We start from the raw sequence: 18,803 nt of genomic DNA on the forward strand, positions 1-18,803 counted from the left end.
TTAGGGGCTCTTATGCGCCTGGGTTACATGTACCCAGTGAACCGCCTGCCATCTGTGGGTGATCCACATCGTAGGTGACTTGCTCTGCAGGTGTCACTTCGACGATCTCAACCAGGTCGTACTGGTTTTCAGGCTCTTCTTTACCCTTCACAACCAGCACGTCTTTGAAGCACTGGTGATCTGAACCACGGTACAGTGTTGGGCCGTTGCCCAGACCGTCGAACGAGAAGTCCTCGAGGGCTTCGCCAATGGCGCATGGGTTGAATGAGCCGCCGCGTGTAACCGCATCTGCGTACAAGAGTGTCTGTACGTAGCACGTGTGCGCCGCCTGTGATGGTGGGAAGCCGTACTTGGTGCCGAACGACTTAACGAAGGCGTTTGTACCTGCGTAGCGTGCACCCAGTTTATCTTCCAGCGACCAATCCCAGTTCTGGGAACCAATGATGCCTTTGATGTTCTGGCCAGCACCACGAGCCATCAGCTCGGAGTAGAGTGGTACAACGATTTCGAACTTCTTGCCGTTAACTGTCTGGTCGCGCAGGCCGAACTGGACCGCGTTTGTCAGAGAGTTGATCATGTTGCCGCCATAGTGGTTCAGAACCAGCACGTCTGCGCCAGACTGGATCACTGGTGCGATGTAGGCGGAGAAGTCTGTGGATGTCAGCGGTGTTTTCACAGCGTTAACAGTTTCCCAACCCAGTGCCTCAGTGGAGGACCGAACAGCTTCTTCTGTGGTGTAACCCCAGTTGTAGTCTGCTGTCAGGTGATATGCTTTACGATCCGCGCCATATTCGTTGACAAGGATTGGCGCGAGGGCCGCACCGGACATGTATGAGTTAAAGAAGTGACGGAAGCCGTTGGCTTTCTTATCTTTACCCGTTGTGTCGTTTGAGTGGGTCAAACCCGCCATGAAGATAACGCCTGCCTCTTGGCAAAGCGCCTGAACAGCAACAGCCACACCGGAGGAAGACCCACCAGAAATCATGACTGCGCCGTCTTTTTCGATCATGGACTTGGCAGATGCACGTGCGGCGTCTGATTTTGTCTGTGTATCGCCTGTTACGAACTGGACTTTCTTGCCCATGATGCCAGTACCGTCCAGCGCTTTTGAGCTGAAGGTCTGCAACATGCCGCCGTCGCCTTCACCATTCAGGTGCTCAACGGCGAGTTCGAATGCGCGCAGCTCGTCTGCGCCTTCATCGGCGTAAGGGCCGGACTGTGGTACGTTGAAACCCAGTGTGACCGTGTCGCCAGTTGGGGCGTTGGTGAAACCGCTGTGGCCGTCTGCGCGAAGGTAAGTAGGCAGTGCAAGACCTGCACCAGCGACTGCGCCTGCTTGGATCAGACCGCGACGCGTAGGATTGAAAATTGACATGTGTTCCTCCCGAAAGTGTCAAAACAGCGACCACATCCTTCTCTCGGGCGTTGGCGCTGGCACGTATTTCGTGCAAATTCAGTATCGGCGTCGTTAGGGTGTCTCGCAATAAGGCCCTTGATTGGTGAGGTTTATTTGTAAATAAATGAACAAAAATATTGGACGAGGTGTAAATTTAGTGATGTTGCAGCGCAGAAAGCCACTGATAAGGGACAACAATACAGGACCACAGCCCAATGGCGCGTGAGGTGTTGACGGGCAGCCGCATACGGGAGCGGCGTGTGATGCAGGGGGTGAAACAGGCTGATCTGGCCCGTAACAGCGGTATTTCAGCCAGCTACCTCAACCTGATCGAACATAATCGCCGCAGAATCGGTGGTAAGCTTTTGCTAGATATTGCAGCCGCATTGCAGGTTGAACCGCAGGCCTTAACAGAAGGGGCCGAGGCCGCACTTTTGGGGGTATTGGGCGAGGCTGCGCAGGCCGCGAACCTATCCCCTGAGGATGCCGGACATGCCGAAGCATTTGCGGGCCGCTTTCCCGGTTGGGCCGAGGCATTGGCCGATAGTCAACGCCGTGTCGCAGCCTTAGAGCGGACTGTTGAAACCTTGAGTGACCGCATCGCGCATGATCCGCATCTGGCGGAATCGATGCATGAATTACTGACAACCGCCGCTGCCGTGCGCTCCACCGCGGAAATTTTGGCGGATGAAGGCACGCTGGAACCGGAATGGCAGGACCGGTTTCACGCCAACCTAGATGTAGACAGTCACCGTCTTGCACAAAGTGCGCAGGCGCTTGTGGGGTATTTGGAGCAGACAAAAGGTCCTGCCGCTGCGGGCCATTCGCCACAGCAAGAGGTCGAAACCTACCTAGAGGCCCAAGAGTTCCGATTTCCACAGTTAGAAGGTGAAAAGCCAAACACGTCGGTTGATGCGATGATTTCTAAAGATGCTGATGAGATGTCAGAAGCGGGGCGTTTCATTTTGCGCGGCGTCTTGGAGCAGGTTCAAGAAGACGCACAGGCATTGCCGATAAAGAAGCTGGAAAAGGCGCTGGTGGGCAACGCGGTTGATCCAGTTGCGTTGGCCCGTGGGCTGGGTGTGCCTGTGGTATTGATTCTGCGTCGTTTGGCAGCTGTCATCGAGCTGAACGCAGGGTTGGTGGTTTGTGATCGGTCGGGAACGGTGATTTTTCGCAAATCCACTGATGGGTTTTCTGTGCCACGTTTCGACAGTTGTTGCCCGTTGTGGCCCTTGTTTGCGGCATTGGGTGCTCCCGGCACGGTGCTGCGTGAACGGGTTGGGCAGTTGGGCCGCGGGCGGCGTCAATTTGATGCGTTTGCTGCAACCGAGCTGGCCACAGTGTCGACATATAACATTCCGGGACCAGTTCGCGGTGTGATGCTTTTGCTGCCAGTGCCTGCAGGCGATTCGAGTGCGCCAGCACGTGAGGTCGGAGCGACCTGCCGGATTTGCCCGCATGAGGATTGCCGTGCGCGGCGTGAGCCATCAATCATGAAGGTGGTATAGAAATTTACAAGATGGTCTAAGATTTTGACTCGCCCCGCAGATGGGTGCATCCTAGGCGACATGCTGCCTGCGCGGTAACTGATACTAGATCAGAACGGCGCTTTGTGCGGATAGGGGAGGAGGCTTGCATGAGCAAACATGTCGTGTTGGTGGAGGATGAGACCAACATTGCTGAGGCGATCCGTTTTTTATTGGGTCGCGATGGGTGGCGGGTGGAAACGCTCGCCAATGGTGGAAATGCTGCAAACGTGATCCGAGCAGCTAGGCCTGACTTGGTGATGTTGGATGTGATGTTGCCGGGAAAGACGGGATTTGAAATTTTGGCCGAGCTGCGCAGTGATGACAGTCTCGTTGATTTGCCGATCCTGATGCTAACCGCGCGGGGACAGGCCCGTGACCGTGAAATGGCTCTGCAGGCGGGAGTGAGTCGATTTATGACCAAACCCTTTTCCAACGAGGAAATGCTGACGGCTGTTCGTGAACTCACGTCGGGCCGCGTTTCTTGATGCAAAAGACGCGCCTGTTTCTGGAGCGTCGCAGCTATCGCCGTCGACGGATGATGGATGCGGTACGGATATTGCCGCTGTTGTGTACTGTGCTGTGGTTAGTTGTGCCAACCATGTGGCCAAACAGTTCTGAGGTTGCGTCAGATACACAGACCTCTCTCTCGAGTGCAATTTGGTATCTGGTTGTCATTTGGGCCCTTGCGATTACGGCTACCTTTGCATTGTGGCGCCGTATCCGGACCCATGGCGAAGAGGACGATCCCACTACATTTACTACGCCGCGCAGCTGATGGTGACGCTTAATCAGCTTATTGGCGTGTGCCTTGTCTATGTGGCAGGGTTGTTTTTGGTGGCGTTCCTCGCGGAGCGAACAGCGCAACGCGGACGCGGCGGCTGGCTGCTGCGCTCTCCTGTGGTCTATACGTTATCGCTGTCGATTTATTGCACTGCATGGACGTTTTACGGTGCTGTTGGCTATGCGGCGCGGTCGGGACTGGAATTTATCACCATCTATCTAGGGCCATCATTGGTGATGATCGGATGGTGGTGGGTGCTGCGCCGGCTTGTGCGTATTGGGCGGGCGCACCGCGTGACATCTGTTGCTGACCTCATTTCGGCGCGCTTTGGGAAATCCAACCTTTTGGCGGTGATGGTGACAGTCATGGCAGTGGTTGGTGTGACGCCCTATATTGCGCTTCAATTGCAATCGGTTACCTTGTCGGTTGCCATTTTTGCGGCCCCTGAACTCGGCAGCGGGCAAGGCACCCAACGGTTTGAAAACGCAGCCTTTTGGGTGGCTGCGGGGCTTGCTATTTTTACGCTCGTTTTCGGCACGCGAAATCTCAACGCAAATGAACGCCACCACGGTGTGGTGATTGCAGTCGCTGTTGAAGCGGTGGTCAAACTGGTGGCGTTATTGGCTGTTGGCGTGTTTGTTGTATGGGGTGTTGCAGGCGGCGTCGCCGAAACGGTGGCGCGCATTGACGCGTCTCCCATTGGGACATGGCAAACCAGCGACGGGCGGTGGAGCGCGTTAATTGTCCTATCAGCTGCCGCCTTTGTCTGTTTGCCGCGTATGTTTCAAGTGATGGTTGTCGAAAACGATGATGAACGGCATCTGCAAATCGCCAGTTGGGCGTTCCCATTATATCTGTTGGCCATCAGTTTGTTTGTTGTTCCGATTGCAGTCATCGGTCTTGAAGTGATGCCACAGGGCGCTAACCCTGATCTTTATGTTCTCACTGTCCCGCTGAGCCAGGGGCAAAACGGATTGGCAATGCTGGCGTTCTTGGGCGGGTTTTCATCAGCAACATCTATGGTGATTGTGGCGACGCTGGCCCTGAGCACGATGATGTCCAATCATATTGTAATGCCGCTGTGGTTAAGGTTTAGCCCGCTAGGCGTGCAGCAATCGGGTGATGTGCGCAGTGTTGTGATCCGCGCGCGCCGGCTGTCTATCATACTGATCATCTCTTTGGGGTATCTGTATTATCGCGGCTCTGGCGGATCTGGTGCATTGGCGGCGATTGGCTTGATTTCATTTGGCGGTGTTGCGCAGTTTTTACCTGCCCTTTTGGGCGGCATTTTCTGGCGGGGTGCCACCCGTACGGGCGCGGTTGCAGGGCTGAGCATCGGATTTGTCATCTGGATGTACACAATGCTTTTGCCCAGCTTTGGCCCAGACGGCGCGTTGCCTGCACGGGTATTTGAAGAGGGGTTGTTTGGCTGGGGGCTTTTGCGCCCTGAGGCATTGTTCGGGATTACAGGATTGGACGCGACGGTGCATGCTGTCTGGTGGAGCTTGTCGCTCAATACTTTGTTGTTCTTTATTGTCTCGATCTTCAGTTTTCCTACCCCGTTGGAACGATTGCAGGGCGCGCAGTTTGTAAATGTCTTTGATCACTCATCCGCGTCTGCGCGCGGATGGTCCGCCACGGAAGGCGGGGCAGAGGATTTAATGATCATGTCCCAGCGCATTTTGGGGGCACCCGAAGCACAGGCGTTTTTCGCCCACCAAGCACTGAAACAAGGCCGGGTGGGTGCGCCGCCTGCACCGACGCCCGAGTTTGTCCAAGCCTTAGAGCGTGAATTGGCTGCGTCAGTTGGTGCGGCAACCGCAAATGCGATGATTGGGCAGATCATTGGCGGGCAGGCGATTTCGGTCGAGGAGTTATTGGCCGTGGCGGACGAATCTGCGCAAATTCTTGAATATTCCAGCCGATTGGAAGTTAAATCCCGACAGTTGACGGAAACGGCCCGTGAATTAAGCCGTGCAAATGAGAAACTGACGCAATTGTCTTTGCAGAAAGACAGTTTTCTCAGTCAGATCAGTCATGAACTACGTACTCCGATGACGTCGATCCGGTCGTTTTCTGAGATTTTGCGGGATATGGAAGGGCTTAGCGGCGCAGAAAAAACTCGATATGCGTCGATTATCCACTCAGAGACCATTCGACTGACACGCCTATTGGATGATTTGCTGGATTTGTCCGTGTTGGAAAATGGTCAAGTGTCGTTGAACCAGCAGGTGGTCAATTTGCATGCGGTGATTGAACAGGCTGTGACCACGGCCAAGGCCAGTTCTGGAAGGCCGTTGGAAATTCAACGTCGCAAACGCAGCGAAGATATTGATTTGTTTACCGATGGGGACAGGCTTGCGCAGGTGTTCATCAACTTGGTGACCAACGCGATTAAATACTGCGATGCCTCGGTTCCGGTTTTGAATATATCGGTGCGGCGTCAAGATGACGATGTGATCATTGCTTTCACAGACAACGGCAGTGGCATTCCAGCCGAAGCCGAAAGCCTTGTTTTTGAGAAATTTGCACGCTTGGGCCGTGGCGATGGGGATGGCGCGGGACTTGGTCTGGCGATTTGTCGGGAAATTGTGACGCGTCTGGGGGGAGATATTACCTATGTTCCACAAGGTCATGGCGGCAGTTTTGAGGTGCGTATGATGTGCACAACTCCCGAAAAACAATCACAACATTTGTTGCCAGTATAAATGCGCTGGTAACCATTCCGCTATAGCAAAGACCCCAAGACACAGTTTTTAAACTCGGGCTTTGCATGCCTATGCAGGGTGACGGGTAATAACGTTGGGCAAGGGAATGTGGTGACCATGAGTGCGGAGCAGATGACATCACTGGTTCAACGCAAAGCGCGCACAGGCAGCGAAGCACATGCAGCGCGTGCGATGTCGTTGGCGCGGGCTCTTCGCCTGTCTGCGGCGCAGCAAGCGGACCAGTTGATGGGGCTGCCCCTTAGCGCGTTGAGTGTTACACGTCGCCAGATTGGGTCAGAGGACGTTGAGGACTGTCTAGTGGCGAATTGGCTCATGCTGCTTATGGATGGTGCGGGAGGACAAGTGGCAACTGTGCTGCTGGATGCCGCATTGGTGGAGGGGCTGATCCAACAACAGACAATGGGTAAAGTCAGGCCTGCTGTTGAAGGTGCAGAGCCGCGCAAACACACTGCAACCGATGCCGCCTTGTGCGCGCCCTATATCGAGAATGTGTTGATGCGCGCGTCAAAATTGCCGGAAGAAGAAGCTGACCGAGATCTGCTTAATGGGTATCGATTTGGCGTCTGGGCTCAGGATACCCAACAAGCCAAACTCGCGATGGATGCTCCGACTTATAATGTGGTGGAAATGACTGTTGATCTGGCGGCAGGGGCGCGGGCTGGTAAGATAATGCTTGTCATGCCCGAGCCTGCCCGGATTGCACCTGTGAGCGATCAGGATGACGAAGAACAATCTCAACCTGCGCAGGGCGAAAAGCTGACGCATAATGTGATGCAGTTGCATGCAGAGCTGACAATTGCGTTGAGCAGACTCAAGATGCCAATCCAAAAAGTTAGTGAGTTAAAAGTGGGGGATGTGTTGAATTTGCAGGTGTCCAGCATGGCGCAGGCTTTGGTGTTGGATGCCAATGGTCGTGCGCTGAGCCGCGGCACATTGGGTCAGGTTGACGGCATGCGTGCGGTCCAAGTGGAGCAGCAAAAAAGCAAACAACATACCCAACCGCGCAGGCGTGCTTCGGATCGCGCTGATCTGGATCTACCTGACGTTACAGCACCTGTTGAGGATGGTTTTGACGCACAGATTCCAGCAGAAGACGCGTCAATTCCGAGTGTTTCAGAAGTGGATATCTTTGGAGATATGGATGACCTGCCAGTTATGCCTGACATGGACGAGGCATCTAAAGCAGCAGATGAACAAGTGCTCGATTGGGAGATGAACCAGAAAGCGGCACAAGACGATGATGTGTCATCGACGCAGAAACAAGCGGGCTGGTGATGCACGCTTGTTTTTATGCGATCAGTTCGTAAGGGTACCGCTGTTGCCTAAGGGGCATTTTGCTCTAGGTAGGGGCGGATTTTTTCTAGATCATAACCAGCTGCACGGGCTGCAGCCAGAATTTCATCAGGTGATTGGAGCGATGCATGGGCCATCGCCCAAGCAAAACAGGATCGCGTTCCAGAGGCGCAATAGGCAAGAGTGACGCCTTCTTGTTCTGCACCCAACTTATGATTGCGCCCAATTGTTTCTTCATTCAGCGTTGCATGAGTGAGAGGTTGCACGACAAATTCCAGACCGGCCGCTTCGGCTGCCGCTTGCATCTGCGCAGCACACAGGCTGGGCGGCACTTCTTCATCTGGTCGGTTACAAAGGATGCGAGTGATCCCAGCATCCTTAAGGTCACCCATCTGATCAGGTGAGATTTGCGGTGCGACGTAATAGCGGGGCGTAAGCTGGCGAATATCCATGGCAGTGTTCTATTCTGCTGCGGCGGGCCTGTCCAGCAGGCGAAGGACACGGGGGGCAAACCACATGCCAATCACCATTGCAAAAAAGAAAATAATGCCCGAAGTGCCGCCATAACTAAGGGAGGCAAGCGCAGGTCCGGGGCAAAGCCCAACAAGGCCCCAACCAATGCCGAACATTACCGCACCGCTGATCAGCCTCGGATCCAGCTTTGCATCCGGTTTCGCGGGGAATGTCCCGCCTACCAAAGGTGACCGCCCGCGTGTTGCAGCCCAGGCGATGGCCATAGGGACGATTGCGCCACCCATGACGAACATCAGTGTTGGGTCCCATGCGCCAAACAGATCCAGAAAGCCCAAGACCTTTTGCGTGTCTGTCATACCGGATAGGTGCAGGCCGGTCCCGAACAACCCGCCAGCGAGCAGTGCTAAAAACAATCGCATTAAAACATCCCCCGCAGCACAGTGACGCTGAGCACACCTGCTCCAATATAAATACATGTTGCTACAATTCCGCGCAGGTTCAGGCGTGAGATGCCGCAAACTCCGTGACCAGACGTACACCCATTGCCAATCCGTGTTCCCAGACCAACCAATAGGCCTCCTGCGACAAGTAAGGGCCAATTGTCCGTTATGTGGGTGTTTACAGCCCCCCCCGACATGAACAATAGCGCGGGAACGGCGATCAGCGCTGCCAAAAAGGCAAGTCGTTCAGCCGCAGCATCGCGTGCTGTGCCGTCGACGAGACCGCCCAGAATACCACTGGCACCCATGATCCGACCGTTACCAAGCAGGTATACCGCCCCAGCACAGCCAATCAACATGCCCCCGATCAAGCCCCATATCCAATCTATTTGCATTCTCTCATTCCCGTTTCGTCATTTGTTAGATGGTGGTGTGTGGGCGATCGCCTGCTTAATGATTCCCTGCAGCAGGATGTAACAAATGTGACGATTTGCACGACACGTTTGGACAGGAGGAGATACAACACAGCGAAATTACACATTCATATTTTGATATGTGTGTATTTAAAGATCATAACAGCTTTAGGCAAGGGGGATAATGAAAGGGCCGTTAAGCTAGGAAAATACCGATAATGACCATCATTAGGCCGATAACGGACAGAAAAAGAGCGCCCAGATTAAGCGGCACAACTTTTTTGAGTTCGCCACGCATCGTATCATCATCCATGCCTGCGCGTTTTGCGCGGCTCACGCGGACTATGCAATAAACAAGCCCAAGAAGGCCCAGCAGAGACAGCGCTGTACCGGACCAGATGATGACGTCGAATATTGATGATGCAGATTGTTCCATGCGACGCAGATAGGATAAACTGCGCGCTACGGCAAGAGCACCTTGCGGGGGCGCGGGGGGCAGGGTAGCTAGACGCCGCAGGACATTAGCCCCGAGCAGCACAAGGAGCCAACCATGAGCGAATTCAGCACAAACCCAGCACCCGCCGAAGACACCGTAGGCGATGCAAACTATCGCGTAACAGCCAACGAGCTGCGCCAGTTTGTGGAGCGGATCGAACGTCTGGACGCGGAGAAGAAAGATCTCGCCGAACAACAAAAAGAAGTGATGTCCGAAGCGAAATCGCGCGGATATGACACCAAAGTCTTGCGCAAAGTGATCGCACTTCGCAAGCGTGAGCCAGATGATATTGCCGAAGAAGAGGCCGTATTGGACATGTATAAAGAAGCGCTTGGCATGTAGCCGATGCGTTTTGCTATTAGGGCAGGGTGAAACGGTGCTTGCACGCGGCGCGCCCCCCCAATAGAAGAACACAAATTTTTCTGCCCGCGCGGATAGACGCGGCCAAACGCTATGGAGCAAACATGCAGGTCAAAGAGACGCTTAACGAAGGTCTGAAACGCGGCTATAACATCACCCTCACAGCAGCCGAGCTGGAAGTTAAGGTGAACGAAAAGCTGAAAGAAGCGCAGCCTGACGTAGAGATGAAGGGCTTTCGCAAGGGCAAAGTCCCTATGGCACTGCTGAAAAAGCAGTTTGGCCAACGCGTTATGGGCGAAGCAATGCAAGAAGCCATCGATGGTGCCATGAGTGAGCACCTTGAAACTTCTGGCGATCGTCCTGCGATGCAGCCCGAAGTGAAAATGACCAATGATGACTGGAAAGAGGGCGACGACGTTGAAGTCGAAATGTCCTATGAGGCGTTGCCTGCGATTCCTGAGCTTGACCTGAGCAGCATCAAGCTTGAGAAATTGGTTGTGAAAGCCGATGAGGCGTCCGTTGAGGAAGCACTCGCGTCACTTGCCGAAACAGCACAAGACTTCAAAGCACGCAAGAAGGGCTCAAAAGCCAAAGACGGCGACCAAGTAATGATGGACTTTGTTGGCAAAGTTGACGGCGAAGCGTTTGAAGGCGGTTCCGCCGAAGATTACCCGCTGGTACTTGGTTCCAACTCGTTCATCCCGGGTTTTGAAGAGCAGCTGGTTGGCGTGAAAGTCGAAGAAGAAAAAGACGTAACAGTCAACTTCCCAGATGATTACCAAGCAGAGCACCTCAAAGGTAAAGAGGCTGTGTTTGCTTGCACCATTAAAGAAGTAAAAGAGCCTGTTGCTGCTGAGATCAACGACGAGATGGCGACAAAGTTCGGCGCAGAAGACCTTGCCGCACTGAAAGTGCAAATCGGCGAACGTCTGGAAGCAGAATATGTTGGCGCATCACGTGCAGTGATGAAGCGCGGCCTGTTGGACGCGCTGGACGGCATGGTTGATTTCGATCTGCCACCATCCTTGCTGGACGCCGAAGCTGGCCAGATTGCCCACCAGTTGTGGCATGAAGATAACCCAGAAGTTGAAGGCCACGATCACCCTGAGATCGAGACCACAGACGAGCACAAGACACTGGCAACACGCCGCGTGCGCTTGGGCCTGTTGTTGGCTGAATTGGGTCAGAAGGCCGAGCTGGAAGTTACAGACGCCGAGATGACACAAGCGATCATGAACCAGGCACGTCAGTACCCGGGTCAAGAGCGTCAATTCTTTGAGTTCGTTCAGCAAAACCAGCAGATGCAGCAGCAAATGCGCGCACCGATCTTTGAAGACAAAGTCGTTGACCACATTGTTGAGCAAGCGACAGTTGCAGAGAAAGAAGTCTCTAAAGACGATCTGCAAAAAGCTGTTGAGGCGCTTGAAGAAGAGTAAACCTCTTCTCACTTTGGAAATTAGAAAGGGCCGCCCGATTGGGTGGCCCTTTTTCGTTAGATGAGGTGGCCTAGGCTGGACGTAACCCTGTCTCAACCAACATGCCGCGCCTTTTCGCCTCGTAGTAATACCCGCGCGCGTACCACCCAATGGCGGTGGCCTGATCCCCGTCTGACAACAGCCAAGCCCCCCGCAGATATTTCCCCGCGAATTCCAAATTGGTGTCCGCGTTTAGCAGGTCATTGGGCTGACCCCGAAATCCCATTGTGCGCGCTGTCTGTGGCAGGATCTGCAACAGGCCATAGTAGGGGCCATTGCGGGCACTTGGGTTGTGGGTGCTCTCACGGATGGCAAGGCGGTGCACGAGGCTGCGGGGGATGTCATAGTGATCCGCCCAGCGGTTGATGCTGGCACGCAGCTGTAGCGTCTCGTTGGGGTATAGGGGGAGGCTACGCGCAGGAGGCGGGGAGGAGGCCTTGGAGCCGCAAGCAGCGAGGCTGGCAGCACATAGGATCATGAAGTGACGGCGGCGAAGAGTGGGCATCGGGGGTTCCAGCGAAATTGTTTCGGCCTCACGTTAGGGCGTTGGGGCAGGGCACTGCAAGAAGGTGTTCTTGGCTGGGCATTCTTTCGCGTATGTTGATCAGCGGAAACTGGAATGTCTGCACGTTGGCCACAGTGCCAGATGCCGCCCGCAACACGAGTGTCGGGATCTGAGCTGATTTACTGGCCATGAATTGATTTCCTGACTTTTTAACTTGCTATGAACCATGGTTCATAGATTAGGAGTCTGTTGGTCATTCAAGGGAGATCAAAATGACTGATAATTCTTCTATCACTGACTGCATGGGCACTTTTTCATCCGAAGGATCATCTGATCCATCTTGTGGTTGTTCGGATGCAAAGAAACCTTGGAGAGCCATGGCTGCAAAATACGGGGCGGGTTTCATAGCTCTGTGCGCCATTTGTTGTGCTGTTCCCCCCTTGCTTATTGCTCTAGGTCTGATGGGCATTACCTCTGCGGCTTATTTCAGTGCTGGGTTGCAAGTTGCTTTGATCGTTTCGGTCATGCTGGGGCTTGGATATCTGTGGATACGTTATGTAAAAAAGAACCGTTAAGGGGTGATTTTATGCGAATATCAGACGTAGCTGATCGAACCGGAATCCCAATTTCGACAATTCGTTACTATGAAAAGCGAGAAATCATACCCAAGCCGAGTAGAAATGGACGGGATCGGATGTTTTCTCAAGAGGATGTACGTGCAGTTCAGTTTGTCCGTGATGCCCAATCGCTTGGATTGAAATTGGATGAAATCGCCATCCTTTTGCGTGGTCCGTGGAACAAGGGAGAGATAGGAAATGTCGCTGCCAAGCATCGCCGAACCATTCGAGCGCGGATCGCAGCATTGAAACGGATCGACAAGACCCTTGAGGCGCTTGAGACATGTCGCTGTGACAGTTACGTCGAATGCGATTTGAATGCGGACCAATGCAAACGGGATGATTGAATTTATTGGCCTTTTGGCGGTCTGCTCAATGGTAGCTTGCTATGCATGGGAAGATAGGAGCCCAACGTTAACTCTGGCTTTCGCGGCATCTTGTGCGGTTGCAGCGGTCTATGCGTTTCTGATCGGGTCTTATCCATTTATGTTTGCCGAAGGTATTTGGGCGATCATAGCGTTCAGAAAGTGGCGGGTGCGCATAAAGAATACCGTTCCTTGATCTAGAGACGCGTAGACCCAAAGACGGGAAAATCTATATGCTCCCAAAAAAAACGCCGCGCTGAAAGCGCGGCGTTTTCTATTTTTCGGTAGGGAGAAGACTTATTTGTCTTCGTCGCCTGCGTCGTCAGAAGATGGCGCAGGAGCTGCGTCATCATCGTCGGATGCTGCGGAACCCAAATCGTCGAACAGTTCGGAAATCTCGAATTCTGCTGCGGCTTCTTCTTCCGCTGCGAGTTCTTGGATAGATTTACCAGCTGCCTGAAGTTCAGCTTCTTCGACGGAACGTGCAACGTTCAGTTCGATTGTGGCAATAACTTCTGGGTGCAGAACAACCTGGACGTCGTGCACACCAAGATATTTGATGGGCGCGATCAGAACGACCTGTTTGCGATCTACTGTAAAGCCTTCGGCAGTTGCACCTTCGGCCGCGTCACGTGTGGTGACGGAACCGTAGAGGGCGCCTGCGTCAGAAGCGGAACGAATCACAACGAATTGCTGACCGTTCAGTTTGACTGACATTGCTTCTGCTTCGGCTTTCGTCTCGAGGTTTTGGGCCTCAAGTTGGGCTTTTTGGCCCTCGAATGCTGTTACGTTAGCTTTGGACGCAGTCAGCGCTTTTTTCTGTGGCAGCAGATAGTTGCGTGCGTAGCCAGATTTAACGTCAACGACGTCGCCCATCTGGCCCAGCTTTGTTACACGTTGGAGAAGGATAACTTTCATGTTTTAAGCTCCTTATTTCACAGCGTAGGGCAGAAGGGCGAGAAAACGAGCACGTTTGATGGCACGGGCCAGCTCACGTTGTTTTTTCGCAGAAACTGCGGTGATACGGGAAGGTACGATTTTGCCGCGCTCAGAGATGTAGCGTTGCAGAAGACGTGTGTCTTTGTAATCGATAGCCGGTGCATTGTCGCCAGAGAATGGGCAAACTTTGCGGCGGCGGAAAAATGGTTTTGCAGCCATGGTTTAAAGTCCTTTCAACAAGCTAAAATCAGCGACGTTCACGGCGCTCTGGGCGCTCGTCACGTTTTTGCATCTGAACGGAAGGCAGCTCTTTGTGCTCGTCCATTTTGATGGTCAGAACGCGCATCACGTCATCATGCAAGCGCATCAGACGTTCCATCTCCTGCACGGCAGGTGCCGGTGCATCGGAGCGCAAGAAGGCGTAGTGGCCTTTGCGGTTCTTGTTGATTTTATAGGCCATCGTTTTGACGCCCCAATACTCGCTGTCCACGAGTGTCCCGCCGTTATCGGACAGGACGGTACCGAAATGTTCGATCAGGCCTTCGGCTTGTGTATTGGACAAGTCTTGGCGTGCGATCATTACATGCTCATATAGCGGCATGTGTGCTCCACTTATTTCAAGGCGCATTTCATAGGTAGGGCAATGATCCTTTGCGGCCCCACCACGAGAGTCTGCGCGGTTAAATCGTCTAGCAAAGGAAGCTCCGCATATACACCGTTTGGCGCGCGGCGCAAGGACACATGTGGCGCGGTTTGGTGTGGGTGTGGGGATTTATGGTTAATGCCGCGAGACTGCCGTTGCTTTGCCTAGATTTGGTCTCTTTTGGAAGGCAACGTTTTGTTAACACTTTAGAGGACAGCACAATGACCCATACCGCAGACCACGCCTTTGAGCCAGCCGCAACGATCAGCATTGCACATACCCTGAATGGTAGCCGGTTGATCATGCGTATCGGGCTGCGATTTGGGGCTACGACAATGACGTTAGTGGCATTGCTTGTATGGCTTGCGCCCGGAGCGGGGTGGGAAAGTGATATCATGCTGTTCAAGTTGTTGTTGTCGATAATGTCGGGGCTTTTAGCTGTTGGATTATGGCAGGCAAGTCTACCGCCATTGCCACCTACTGTTGTTGTTGATGTCGCGGCATCCGAATTGCGGTTGATCCGCGAAGGTGTGCCGGCAGAACCCCGCGTATTGGAACGTTGTTCGTTTCAAGACCTGCATTTGGTTGAAATGTCGGGCGCACATTTCACGTTCTGGGGGCAGGGAAACCGCCTATTGGCTGATATAACATTGAGTAACGCAGCTGTTCACGCATCTCTTTTGGGGGCGTTACGCAGTGCGGGAAAACTGATCTAAGGGATCTCTTTGGCGTCAAGGATGGAGTTGTGTTCAACCACGCGCACGATGTGTTGATCCTTGCGGGATTGAGTTTTTGGCGAATTGCACCTTTTATTGAGGTATATTCAACAAGGAGAATCCCCAATGAAATCCCTCGTTCTTGCTGCTCTTTTGTCTGCTTCGGCTTCGATGGCGCTTGCCGCTGATAAATACATCCTTGATGGAAGCCATAGTCAGGTTATTTTTTCGTATAACCACCTCGGCTTCTCAACAACACACGGCATGTTTTCCGGTTTTGAGGGCGAGATCATGTTTGATCAAGAAGACCCTGCGAAATCATCGGTAACGGTTTCAATGCCAACGCTGTCAATGTTCACAGGTTGGGAACAGCGCGATGGCCACTTCATGTCTGACGACTTTTTCGGCGCATCAGAAACCGACGTCATTTCGTTCACGTCCACTGGAATTGAGCTGACAGGTGATGATACGGCGATGATTACGGGCGATCTGACAATGAACGACACAACAAAATCTGTTGTTCTAGATGCCAAGTTGAACCAAGCAGGGGTGCACCCGGTAACGGGCAAACCGTCAGCAGGTTTCAACGCGACGACAACTGTTCTGCGGTCAGATTTTGGTGTTGATAAATTTGCGCCACATGTGGGCGATGAAGTTGAAGTTGTGATTTCACTTGAAGCAGTGAAAGCTGAATAACTTCAGTACATCCTAGTGATTGGCCGCAGGGAGTATTCTCTCTGCGGCCTTTTTTTATTCGGTGGGTGCGCGGGTAGCTGTTAGTTTCACACTGACTTTCACGTTAAACGCGAGGGAACTTTCATCCGCCATGTTGTCTCCGATGCCGAAATCGCGACGGTCCAGCGTGTATTCGGCCTGCATGTTCGCGGTGTCGCCAGTGACAGACAGGCGGAAGGGCATATCAAGGGCAACGGTATGACCTTTGATATCTAATGTGCCTTTGGCCAAGAAGCCGTCAACGCCCGTGATCAAATCTGCGCGGTAGGTGGCGGTTGTAAAGTTACCTGCATCAAAGAAATCGGGACCCAATGCTTGATCGGTGACTGAGCCAAGCGAGAGCGAGCCAGCAGAGATCACAACGTCTACATTGCCAGAGGGCCCGCCTGTGACTGTCGGGTCAAAGGAAATGTCAGCAGTCCAATCCGCAAAGTTTCCCTCAACCACCGATCCAAATTGGGTAACAGCGATGGTTATGCTGCCATCCTGAACGCTCCAGTCTGAGGTAACATCCTCAAGTTGGGCAGCCTCAGCGGTACTTGTGTGCGGCATGTAGAGTCCAAATGCTGTGCCTGCGCCCAATGTAATGGCCCAGATTGCAAGTGCGGCGAGCAGGGGTGTTGCGCTGTGGCGGGCACGAGGAAGCGTATCAAGTTCAGGGGCACCATTGAGCATTCGGCGCAACGTCGCGTCGCGGTCTATGACTTGGTGCTTGATCGCGCCTAGGACATGCAATGCGATGGTCACGGCCATGACTTTGCCAAAGACCCAATGCGCGCCTCCAAACAACGCGGCAACAGATTCGGATTTGGGAACGAAAGGCAGGCCTTGGCCCAGCGGCCACCAGATTGGCGCAAAGCCAGTTGTGGCCGCGTGGTGCAACCAGCCTGACATGGGGGCCAGCACCAGGGACCCGTAAAGCAACCAATGTGCGGTTTCGGCCATAAATGTCTCGGCTTTTTGATCAGGGTGCAGGGGGGCTGGTTTGGGTTGAGAGAGCGCCCATGCAATCCGCGCAAGAGCCACAAAGAACACAGACACCCCAAGGGTTTTGTGCAGCGAGAAAAACCATGCTTTGCGCGCCAGTTGTTCTGAGGTGTCAAAGGGCAGCTCATTTGCGATCAGTGCAACGGGGATAAGAGTGATCACCAAAAGCGCGGTGAGCCAGTGAAACAGGCGCGTAATGCTGCCATATCGGGTGTGTGTATTGCTCAAAGCCATCGGAATACTCCATGAGTCGTTGTTTGGAGTAAGGGTATAGAGTCCTGCGGGCGGGACAATTGTAGATTACGCAGGGTGAGTGTGCGCTCTTGTGAGGGCGGGCGCGCTTCGCTACACCGATTTCCAAACATTTCTGGAGGCAGTTCATGAGCATCGCATTCGTATTTCCCGGTCAGGGCGCACAAACCATCGGCATGGGCCATGATCTGGCGCAGGCCTATCCGGCTGCACGCGCAGTATTTGAAGAGGTTGACGATGCGCTGGGTGAAAAGCTGAGCGCGCTGATTTGGGAAGGGGATAAAGAAACCCTGACCCTGACTGAAAACGCGCAACCTGCGCTGATGGCAACATCCATGGCCGCGATGCGTGCACTTGAGTCAGAAGGCATTGAGATTTCAAAGGCGTCTTTTGTTGCGGGGCACAGTCTGGGTGAATATTCGGCGCTTTGTGCGGCGGGTGTTTTTACCTTGGCCGACACGGCGCGTCTGTTGCGCATACGTGGCCGTGCGATGCAATCAGCTGTACCAGTCGGGCAGGGCGCTATGGCCGCTATCTTGGGGTTGGCGGCGGATGATGTCGCTGCTTTGGCAGCTGAAGCCGCAGGTGACGATGTGTGCCAGCTGGCAAACGAAAATGACCCAACGCAAAACGTAATTTCTGGCAGCAAGGCCGCCGTTGAGCGTGCTATTGATATGGCAAAAGCCAAAGGGGCCAAACGCGCACTGCCGCTGCCTGTTTCGGCACCGTTCCACTGTGCTTTGATGCAACCTGCGGCAGATGAGATGGCCAAAGCGTTGGCAGAGGTTCAGCTCAACGCACCTGCTGTGCCGTTGGTGGCGAATGTCCTTGCCGAGGCCGTTACAACAGCTGATCCGATTGCACAGTTGTTGGTTGATCAGGTGACGGGCCGCGTGCGCTGGCGCTCGTCAGTTGAGTGGATGGTGTCGCAAGGTGTGACTGAGTTCTGGGAAATCGGTGCAGGCAAGGCATTGTCGGGCATGATCCGCCGCATCCATAAAGAATCCGTTTTACGCAATGTTGGTGTTGCCGCTGACGTAAAGGCCGCCCTTGAAGCATAGTGGCATTGCGCGCCGCACACTGCTGCTTGGCGGTGGTGCGGCGCTTGCTGGCTGTAGTGGTCGACTGCACGGGTACCGGCGCAGGGTAGGTTTTGCGGTTGTGAATGAACGTTTGCTGATCCACGGCAAGGTCACGCGCCGCACACTGCGCGAATTTACTGAAGTGATGGAACAGAACCCGCAGATAACAACGCTGGTTCTACAGGATATGCCGGGTACAGGTGGTGATACGGCGACTATTGCATTGGGGCATGATGTACGTGCGCGTGGGCTTGTGACAGTGCTGCAAAGCGATAGTTCTATTGCTGCAGGTGCTGTTGCGTTGTTTCTAGCGGGTACACAGCGGCGTATGGTTGAGGGAGCTGAAATTGGCCTGACCAGTTGGAGTGATGGTGGTGTGAAGGGGCGAGAGTTGCCTAGGGGTGATCCTGCCCACGCCTCGCGGCGGCAATACGTCCAAGATATGCTTGGAACCGATGCATTTTACTGGTTTGCCTTGCAGGCAGCACCTGAGGACGAGATACATAAGATGACCGCGCAAGAGATTGCGCATCACGGGTTGCTGACGGAACCTGTCAAAGTTTGGAATTAGGA

General features: G+C 53.7%; 24 protein-coding genes. 13 read left to right on the forward strand and 11 right to left on the reverse strand.

Annotated features, from left to right (window positions below; all coding sequences use genetic code 11):
• Positions 1–10: 10 nt before the first annotated feature.
• The gene (locus tag V7775_RS09070) at positions 11–1,375 is read right to left on the reverse strand and encodes a substrate-binding protein (RefSeq protein ID WP_335751563.1); all 1,365 of its coding nucleotides are present in this window, start codon (positions 1,373–1,375) and stop codon (positions 11–13) included.
• 236 nt (positions 1,376–1,611) lie between these two features.
• Between V7775_RS09070 and V7775_RS09075 the strand changes: the two genes are divergently transcribed.
• The 5 genes from V7775_RS09075 to V7775_RS09095 all read left to right on the forward strand — a co-directional run bounded on the left by V7775_RS09075 (position 1,612) and on the right by V7775_RS09095 (position 7,713).
• The gene (locus V7775_RS09075) at positions 1,612–2,907 is read left to right on the forward strand and encodes a short-chain fatty acyl-CoA regulator family protein (RefSeq protein ID WP_335751564.1); all 1,296 of its coding nucleotides are present in this window, start codon (positions 1,612–1,614) and stop codon (positions 2,905–2,907) included.
• A gap of 128 nt (positions 2,908–3,035) precedes the next feature.
• Entirely contained in the window at positions 3,036–3,413 is a 378-nt protein-coding gene (locus V7775_RS09080) for a response regulator transcription factor (protein WP_335751565.1), read from the forward strand.
• Positions 3,413–3,703: a hypothetical protein gene (locus tag V7775_RS09085; protein WP_335751566.1), complete on the forward strand. Its 291-nt coding sequence runs from the start codon at positions 3,413–3,415 to the stop codon at positions 3,701–3,703. Before V7775_RS09080 ends, V7775_RS09085 begins: the two co-directional genes overlap by 1 nt.
• Positions 3,703–6,417: an ATP-binding protein gene (locus V7775_RS09090; protein ID WP_335751567.1), complete on the forward strand. Its 2,715-nt coding sequence runs from the start codon at positions 3,703–3,705 to the stop codon at positions 6,415–6,417. Before V7775_RS09085 ends, V7775_RS09090 begins: the two co-directional genes overlap by 1 nt.
• A 117-nt stretch (positions 6,418–6,534) precedes the next feature.
• Positions 6,535–7,713, forward strand: a complete 1,179-nt coding sequence (locus V7775_RS09095) for a FliM/FliN family flagellar motor switch protein (protein ID WP_335751760.1) — start codon at positions 6,535–6,537, stop codon at positions 7,711–7,713.
• A 47-nt stretch (positions 7,714–7,760) separates the two neighbouring features.
• Here the strand turns inward: V7775_RS09095 and V7775_RS09100 are convergent, their stop codons facing one another.
• From V7775_RS09100 to V7775_RS09115, 4 genes are all read right to left on the reverse strand, one after another.
• Complete coding sequence (locus V7775_RS09100) at positions 7,761–8,183, reverse strand: TIGR01244 family sulfur transferase (RefSeq protein WP_335751568.1); 423 nt, start codon at positions 8,181–8,183, stop codon at positions 7,761–7,763.
• Positions 8,184–8,192: 9 nt separating this feature from the next.
• Positions 8,193–8,624, reverse strand: coding sequence for a DUF6691 family protein (locus tag V7775_RS09105; RefSeq protein WP_335751569.1), 432 nt, complete (start codon positions 8,622–8,624; stop codon positions 8,193–8,195).
• Complete coding sequence (locus V7775_RS09110; RefSeq protein WP_335751570.1) at positions 8,624–9,040, reverse strand: YeeE/YedE family protein; 417 nt, start codon at positions 9,038–9,040, stop codon at positions 8,624–8,626. Before V7775_RS09110 ends, V7775_RS09105 begins: the two co-directional genes overlap by 1 nt.
• A gap of 214 nt (positions 9,041–9,254) precedes the next feature.
• Complete coding sequence (locus tag V7775_RS09115) at positions 9,255–9,494, reverse strand: hypothetical protein (protein WP_335751571.1); 240 nt, start codon at positions 9,492–9,494, stop codon at positions 9,255–9,257.
• A 114-nt stretch (positions 9,495–9,608) separates the two neighbouring features.
• Here V7775_RS09115 and V7775_RS09120 point away from each other — a divergent pair, with 114 nt between their 5' ends.
• Positions 9,609–9,896, forward strand: a complete 288-nt coding sequence (locus tag V7775_RS09120; protein ID WP_335751572.1) for a DUF2312 domain-containing protein — start codon at positions 9,609–9,611, stop codon at positions 9,894–9,896.
• 122 nt (positions 9,897–10,018) lie between these two features.
• Positions 10,019–11,350, forward strand: coding sequence for a trigger factor (tig, locus tag V7775_RS09125; protein WP_335751573.1), 1,332 nt, complete (start codon positions 10,019–10,021; stop codon positions 11,348–11,350).
• 70 nt (positions 11,351–11,420) lie between these two features.
• Here the strand turns inward: tig and V7775_RS09130 are convergent, their stop codons facing one another.
• Together V7775_RS09130 and V7775_RS09135 are read right to left on the reverse strand one after the other, a co-directional pair.
• Positions 11,421–11,894 carry a lytic transglycosylase domain-containing protein gene (locus V7775_RS09130; protein ID WP_335751574.1) on the reverse strand — a complete coding sequence of 158 codons (474 nt, stop codon included), beginning with the start codon at positions 11,892–11,894 and terminating at the stop codon, positions 11,421–11,423.
• Positions 11,895–11,922: 28 nt separating this feature from the next.
• Complete coding sequence (locus V7775_RS09135) at positions 11,923–12,084, reverse strand: hypothetical protein (protein ID WP_335751575.1); 162 nt, start codon at positions 12,082–12,084, stop codon at positions 11,923–11,925.
• A gap of 82 nt (positions 12,085–12,166) precedes the next feature.
• Here V7775_RS09135 and V7775_RS09140 point away from each other — a divergent pair, with 82 nt between their 5' ends.
• Positions 12,167–12,469: a hypothetical protein gene (locus tag V7775_RS09140; protein WP_335751576.1), complete on the forward strand. Its 303-nt coding sequence runs from the start codon at positions 12,167–12,169 to the stop codon at positions 12,467–12,469.
• Positions 12,470–12,480: 11 nt separating this feature from the next.
• Positions 12,481–12,858, forward strand: coding sequence for a MerR family transcriptional regulator (locus tag V7775_RS09145; protein WP_335751577.1), 378 nt, complete (start codon positions 12,481–12,483; stop codon positions 12,856–12,858).
• A 315-nt stretch (positions 12,859–13,173) separates the two neighbouring features.
• Here the strand turns inward: V7775_RS09145 and rplI are convergent, their stop codons facing one another.
• From rplI to rpsF, 3 genes are read right to left on the reverse strand one after another with little or no spacing between them, the layout of a single operon-like run.
• Entirely contained in the window at positions 13,174–13,794 is a 621-nt protein-coding gene (gene rplI, locus V7775_RS09150; RefSeq protein ID WP_335751578.1) for a 50S ribosomal protein L9, read from the reverse strand.
• Between the two features lie 12 nt (positions 13,795–13,806).
• Entirely contained in the window at positions 13,807–14,034 is a 228-nt protein-coding gene (rpsR, locus tag V7775_RS09155; RefSeq protein ID WP_005852865.1) for a 30S ribosomal protein S18, read from the reverse strand.
• 28 nt (positions 14,035–14,062) lie between these two features.
• Positions 14,063–14,416, reverse strand: coding sequence for a 30S ribosomal protein S6 (gene rpsF, locus V7775_RS09160; RefSeq protein ID WP_335751579.1), 354 nt, complete (start codon positions 14,414–14,416; stop codon positions 14,063–14,065).
• Between the two features lie 263 nt (positions 14,417–14,679).
• On the opposite strand from rpsF, the gene V7775_RS09165 reads away from it, so the two are divergent.
• Together V7775_RS09165 and V7775_RS09170 are read left to right on the forward strand one after the other, a co-directional pair.
• Positions 14,680–15,174, forward strand: a complete 495-nt coding sequence (locus tag V7775_RS09165) for a hypothetical protein (RefSeq protein WP_335751580.1) — start codon at positions 14,680–14,682, stop codon at positions 15,172–15,174.
• Positions 15,175–15,300: 126 nt separating this feature from the next.
• Positions 15,301–15,870 (forward strand): YceI family protein, encoded by a 570-nt coding sequence (locus V7775_RS09170; protein WP_335751581.1) that lies wholly within the window; start codon positions 15,301–15,303, stop codon positions 15,868–15,870.
• A gap of 54 nt (positions 15,871–15,924) precedes the next feature.
• Here V7775_RS09170 and V7775_RS09175 read toward each other — a convergent pair whose 3' ends face one another.
• A complete protein-coding gene (locus tag V7775_RS09175) occupies positions 15,925–17,130 on the reverse strand; it encodes a cytochrome b/b6 domain-containing protein (protein WP_335751582.1) in 1,206 nt (401 codons plus the stop codon).
• A 146-nt stretch (positions 17,131–17,276) separates the two neighbouring features.
• On the opposite strand from V7775_RS09175, the gene fabD reads away from it, so the two are divergent.
• Positions 17,277–18,209 carry an ACP S-malonyltransferase gene (fabD, locus tag V7775_RS09180; RefSeq protein WP_335751583.1) on the forward strand — a complete coding sequence of 311 codons (933 nt, stop codon included), beginning with the start codon at positions 17,277–17,279 and terminating at the stop codon, positions 18,207–18,209.
• The gene (locus V7775_RS09185) at positions 18,199–18,801 is read left to right on the forward strand and encodes an alpha/beta hydrolase (protein ID WP_335751584.1); all 603 of its coding nucleotides are present in this window, start codon (positions 18,199–18,201) and stop codon (positions 18,799–18,801) included. Before fabD ends, V7775_RS09185 begins: the two co-directional genes overlap by 11 nt.
• Positions 18,802–18,803 lie beyond the last annotated feature (2 nt).

Origin of the sequence: Sulfitobacter sp. (assembly GCF_036960155.1) — a bacterium.
GTDB lineage: Bacteria > Pseudomonadota > Alphaproteobacteria > Rhodobacterales > Rhodobacteraceae > Sulfitobacter.

What these genes read in the sequence shown, in the direction of transcription:
- V7775_RS09070 (WP_335751563.1), bottom strand. Translation starts at nt 1,375, where the DNA reads ATGTCAATTTTCAATCCTACGCGTCGCGGTCTGATCCAAGCAGGCGCA.
- V7775_RS09075 (WP_335751564.1), top strand. Translation starts at nt 1,612, where the DNA reads ATGGCGCGTGAGGTGTTGACGGGCAGCCGCATACGGGAGCGGCGTGTG.
- V7775_RS09080 (WP_335751565.1), top strand. Translation starts at nt 3,036, where the DNA reads ATGAGCAAACATGTCGTGTTGGTGGAGGATGAGACCAACATTGCTGAG.
- V7775_RS09085 (WP_335751566.1), top strand. Translation starts at nt 3,413, where the DNA reads ATGCAAAAGACGCGCCTGTTTCTGGAGCGTCGCAGCTATCGCCGTCGA.
- V7775_RS09090 (WP_335751567.1), top strand. Translation starts at nt 3,703, where the DNA reads ATGGTGACGCTTAATCAGCTTATTGGCGTGTGCCTTGTCTATGTGGCA.
- V7775_RS09095 (WP_335751760.1), top strand. Translation starts at nt 6,535, where the DNA reads ATGAGTGCGGAGCAGATGACATCACTGGTTCAACGCAAAGCGCGCACA.
- V7775_RS09100 (WP_335751568.1), bottom strand. Translation starts at nt 8,183, where the DNA reads ATGGATATTCGCCAGCTTACGCCCCGCTATTACGTCGCACCGCAAATC.
- V7775_RS09105 (WP_335751569.1), bottom strand. Translation starts at nt 8,624, where the DNA reads ATGCGATTGTTTTTAGCACTGCTCGCTGGCGGGTTGTTCGGGACCGGC.
- V7775_RS09110 (WP_335751570.1), bottom strand. Translation starts at nt 9,040, where the DNA reads ATGCAAATAGATTGGATATGGGGCTTGATCGGGGGCATGTTGATTGGC.
- V7775_RS09115 (WP_335751571.1), bottom strand. Translation starts at nt 9,494, where the DNA reads ATGGAACAATCTGCATCATCAATATTCGACGTCATCATCTGGTCCGGT.
- V7775_RS09120 (WP_335751572.1), top strand. Translation starts at nt 9,609, where the DNA reads ATGAGCGAATTCAGCACAAACCCAGCACCCGCCGAAGACACCGTAGGC.
- tig (WP_335751573.1), top strand. Translation starts at nt 10,019, where the DNA reads ATGCAGGTCAAAGAGACGCTTAACGAAGGTCTGAAACGCGGCTATAAC.
- V7775_RS09130 (WP_335751574.1), bottom strand. Translation starts at nt 11,894, where the DNA reads ATGCCCACTCTTCGCCGCCGTCACTTCATGATCCTATGTGCTGCCAGC.
- V7775_RS09135 (WP_335751575.1), bottom strand. Translation starts at nt 12,084, where the DNA reads ATGGCCAGTAAATCAGCTCAGATCCCGACACTCGTGTTGCGGGCGGCA.
- V7775_RS09140 (WP_335751576.1), top strand. Translation starts at nt 12,167, where the DNA reads ATGACTGATAATTCTTCTATCACTGACTGCATGGGCACTTTTTCATCC.
- V7775_RS09145 (WP_335751577.1), top strand. Translation starts at nt 12,481, where the DNA reads ATGCGAATATCAGACGTAGCTGATCGAACCGGAATCCCAATTTCGACA.
- rplI (WP_335751578.1), bottom strand. Translation starts at nt 13,794, where the DNA reads ATGAAAGTTATCCTTCTCCAACGTGTAACAAAGCTGGGCCAGATGGGC.
- rpsR (WP_005852865.1), bottom strand. Translation starts at nt 14,034, where the DNA reads ATGGCTGCAAAACCATTTTTCCGCCGCCGCAAAGTTTGCCCATTCTCT.
- rpsF (WP_335751579.1), bottom strand. Translation starts at nt 14,416, where the DNA reads ATGCCGCTATATGAGCATGTAATGATCGCACGCCAAGACTTGTCCAAT.
- V7775_RS09165 (WP_335751580.1), top strand. Translation starts at nt 14,680, where the DNA reads ATGACCCATACCGCAGACCACGCCTTTGAGCCAGCCGCAACGATCAGC.
- V7775_RS09170 (WP_335751581.1), top strand. Translation starts at nt 15,301, where the DNA reads ATGAAATCCCTCGTTCTTGCTGCTCTTTTGTCTGCTTCGGCTTCGATG.
- V7775_RS09175 (WP_335751582.1), bottom strand. Translation starts at nt 17,130, where the DNA reads ATGGCTTTGAGCAATACACACACCCGATATGGCAGCATTACGCGCCTG.
- fabD (WP_335751583.1), top strand. Translation starts at nt 17,277, where the DNA reads ATGAGCATCGCATTCGTATTTCCCGGTCAGGGCGCACAAACCATCGGC.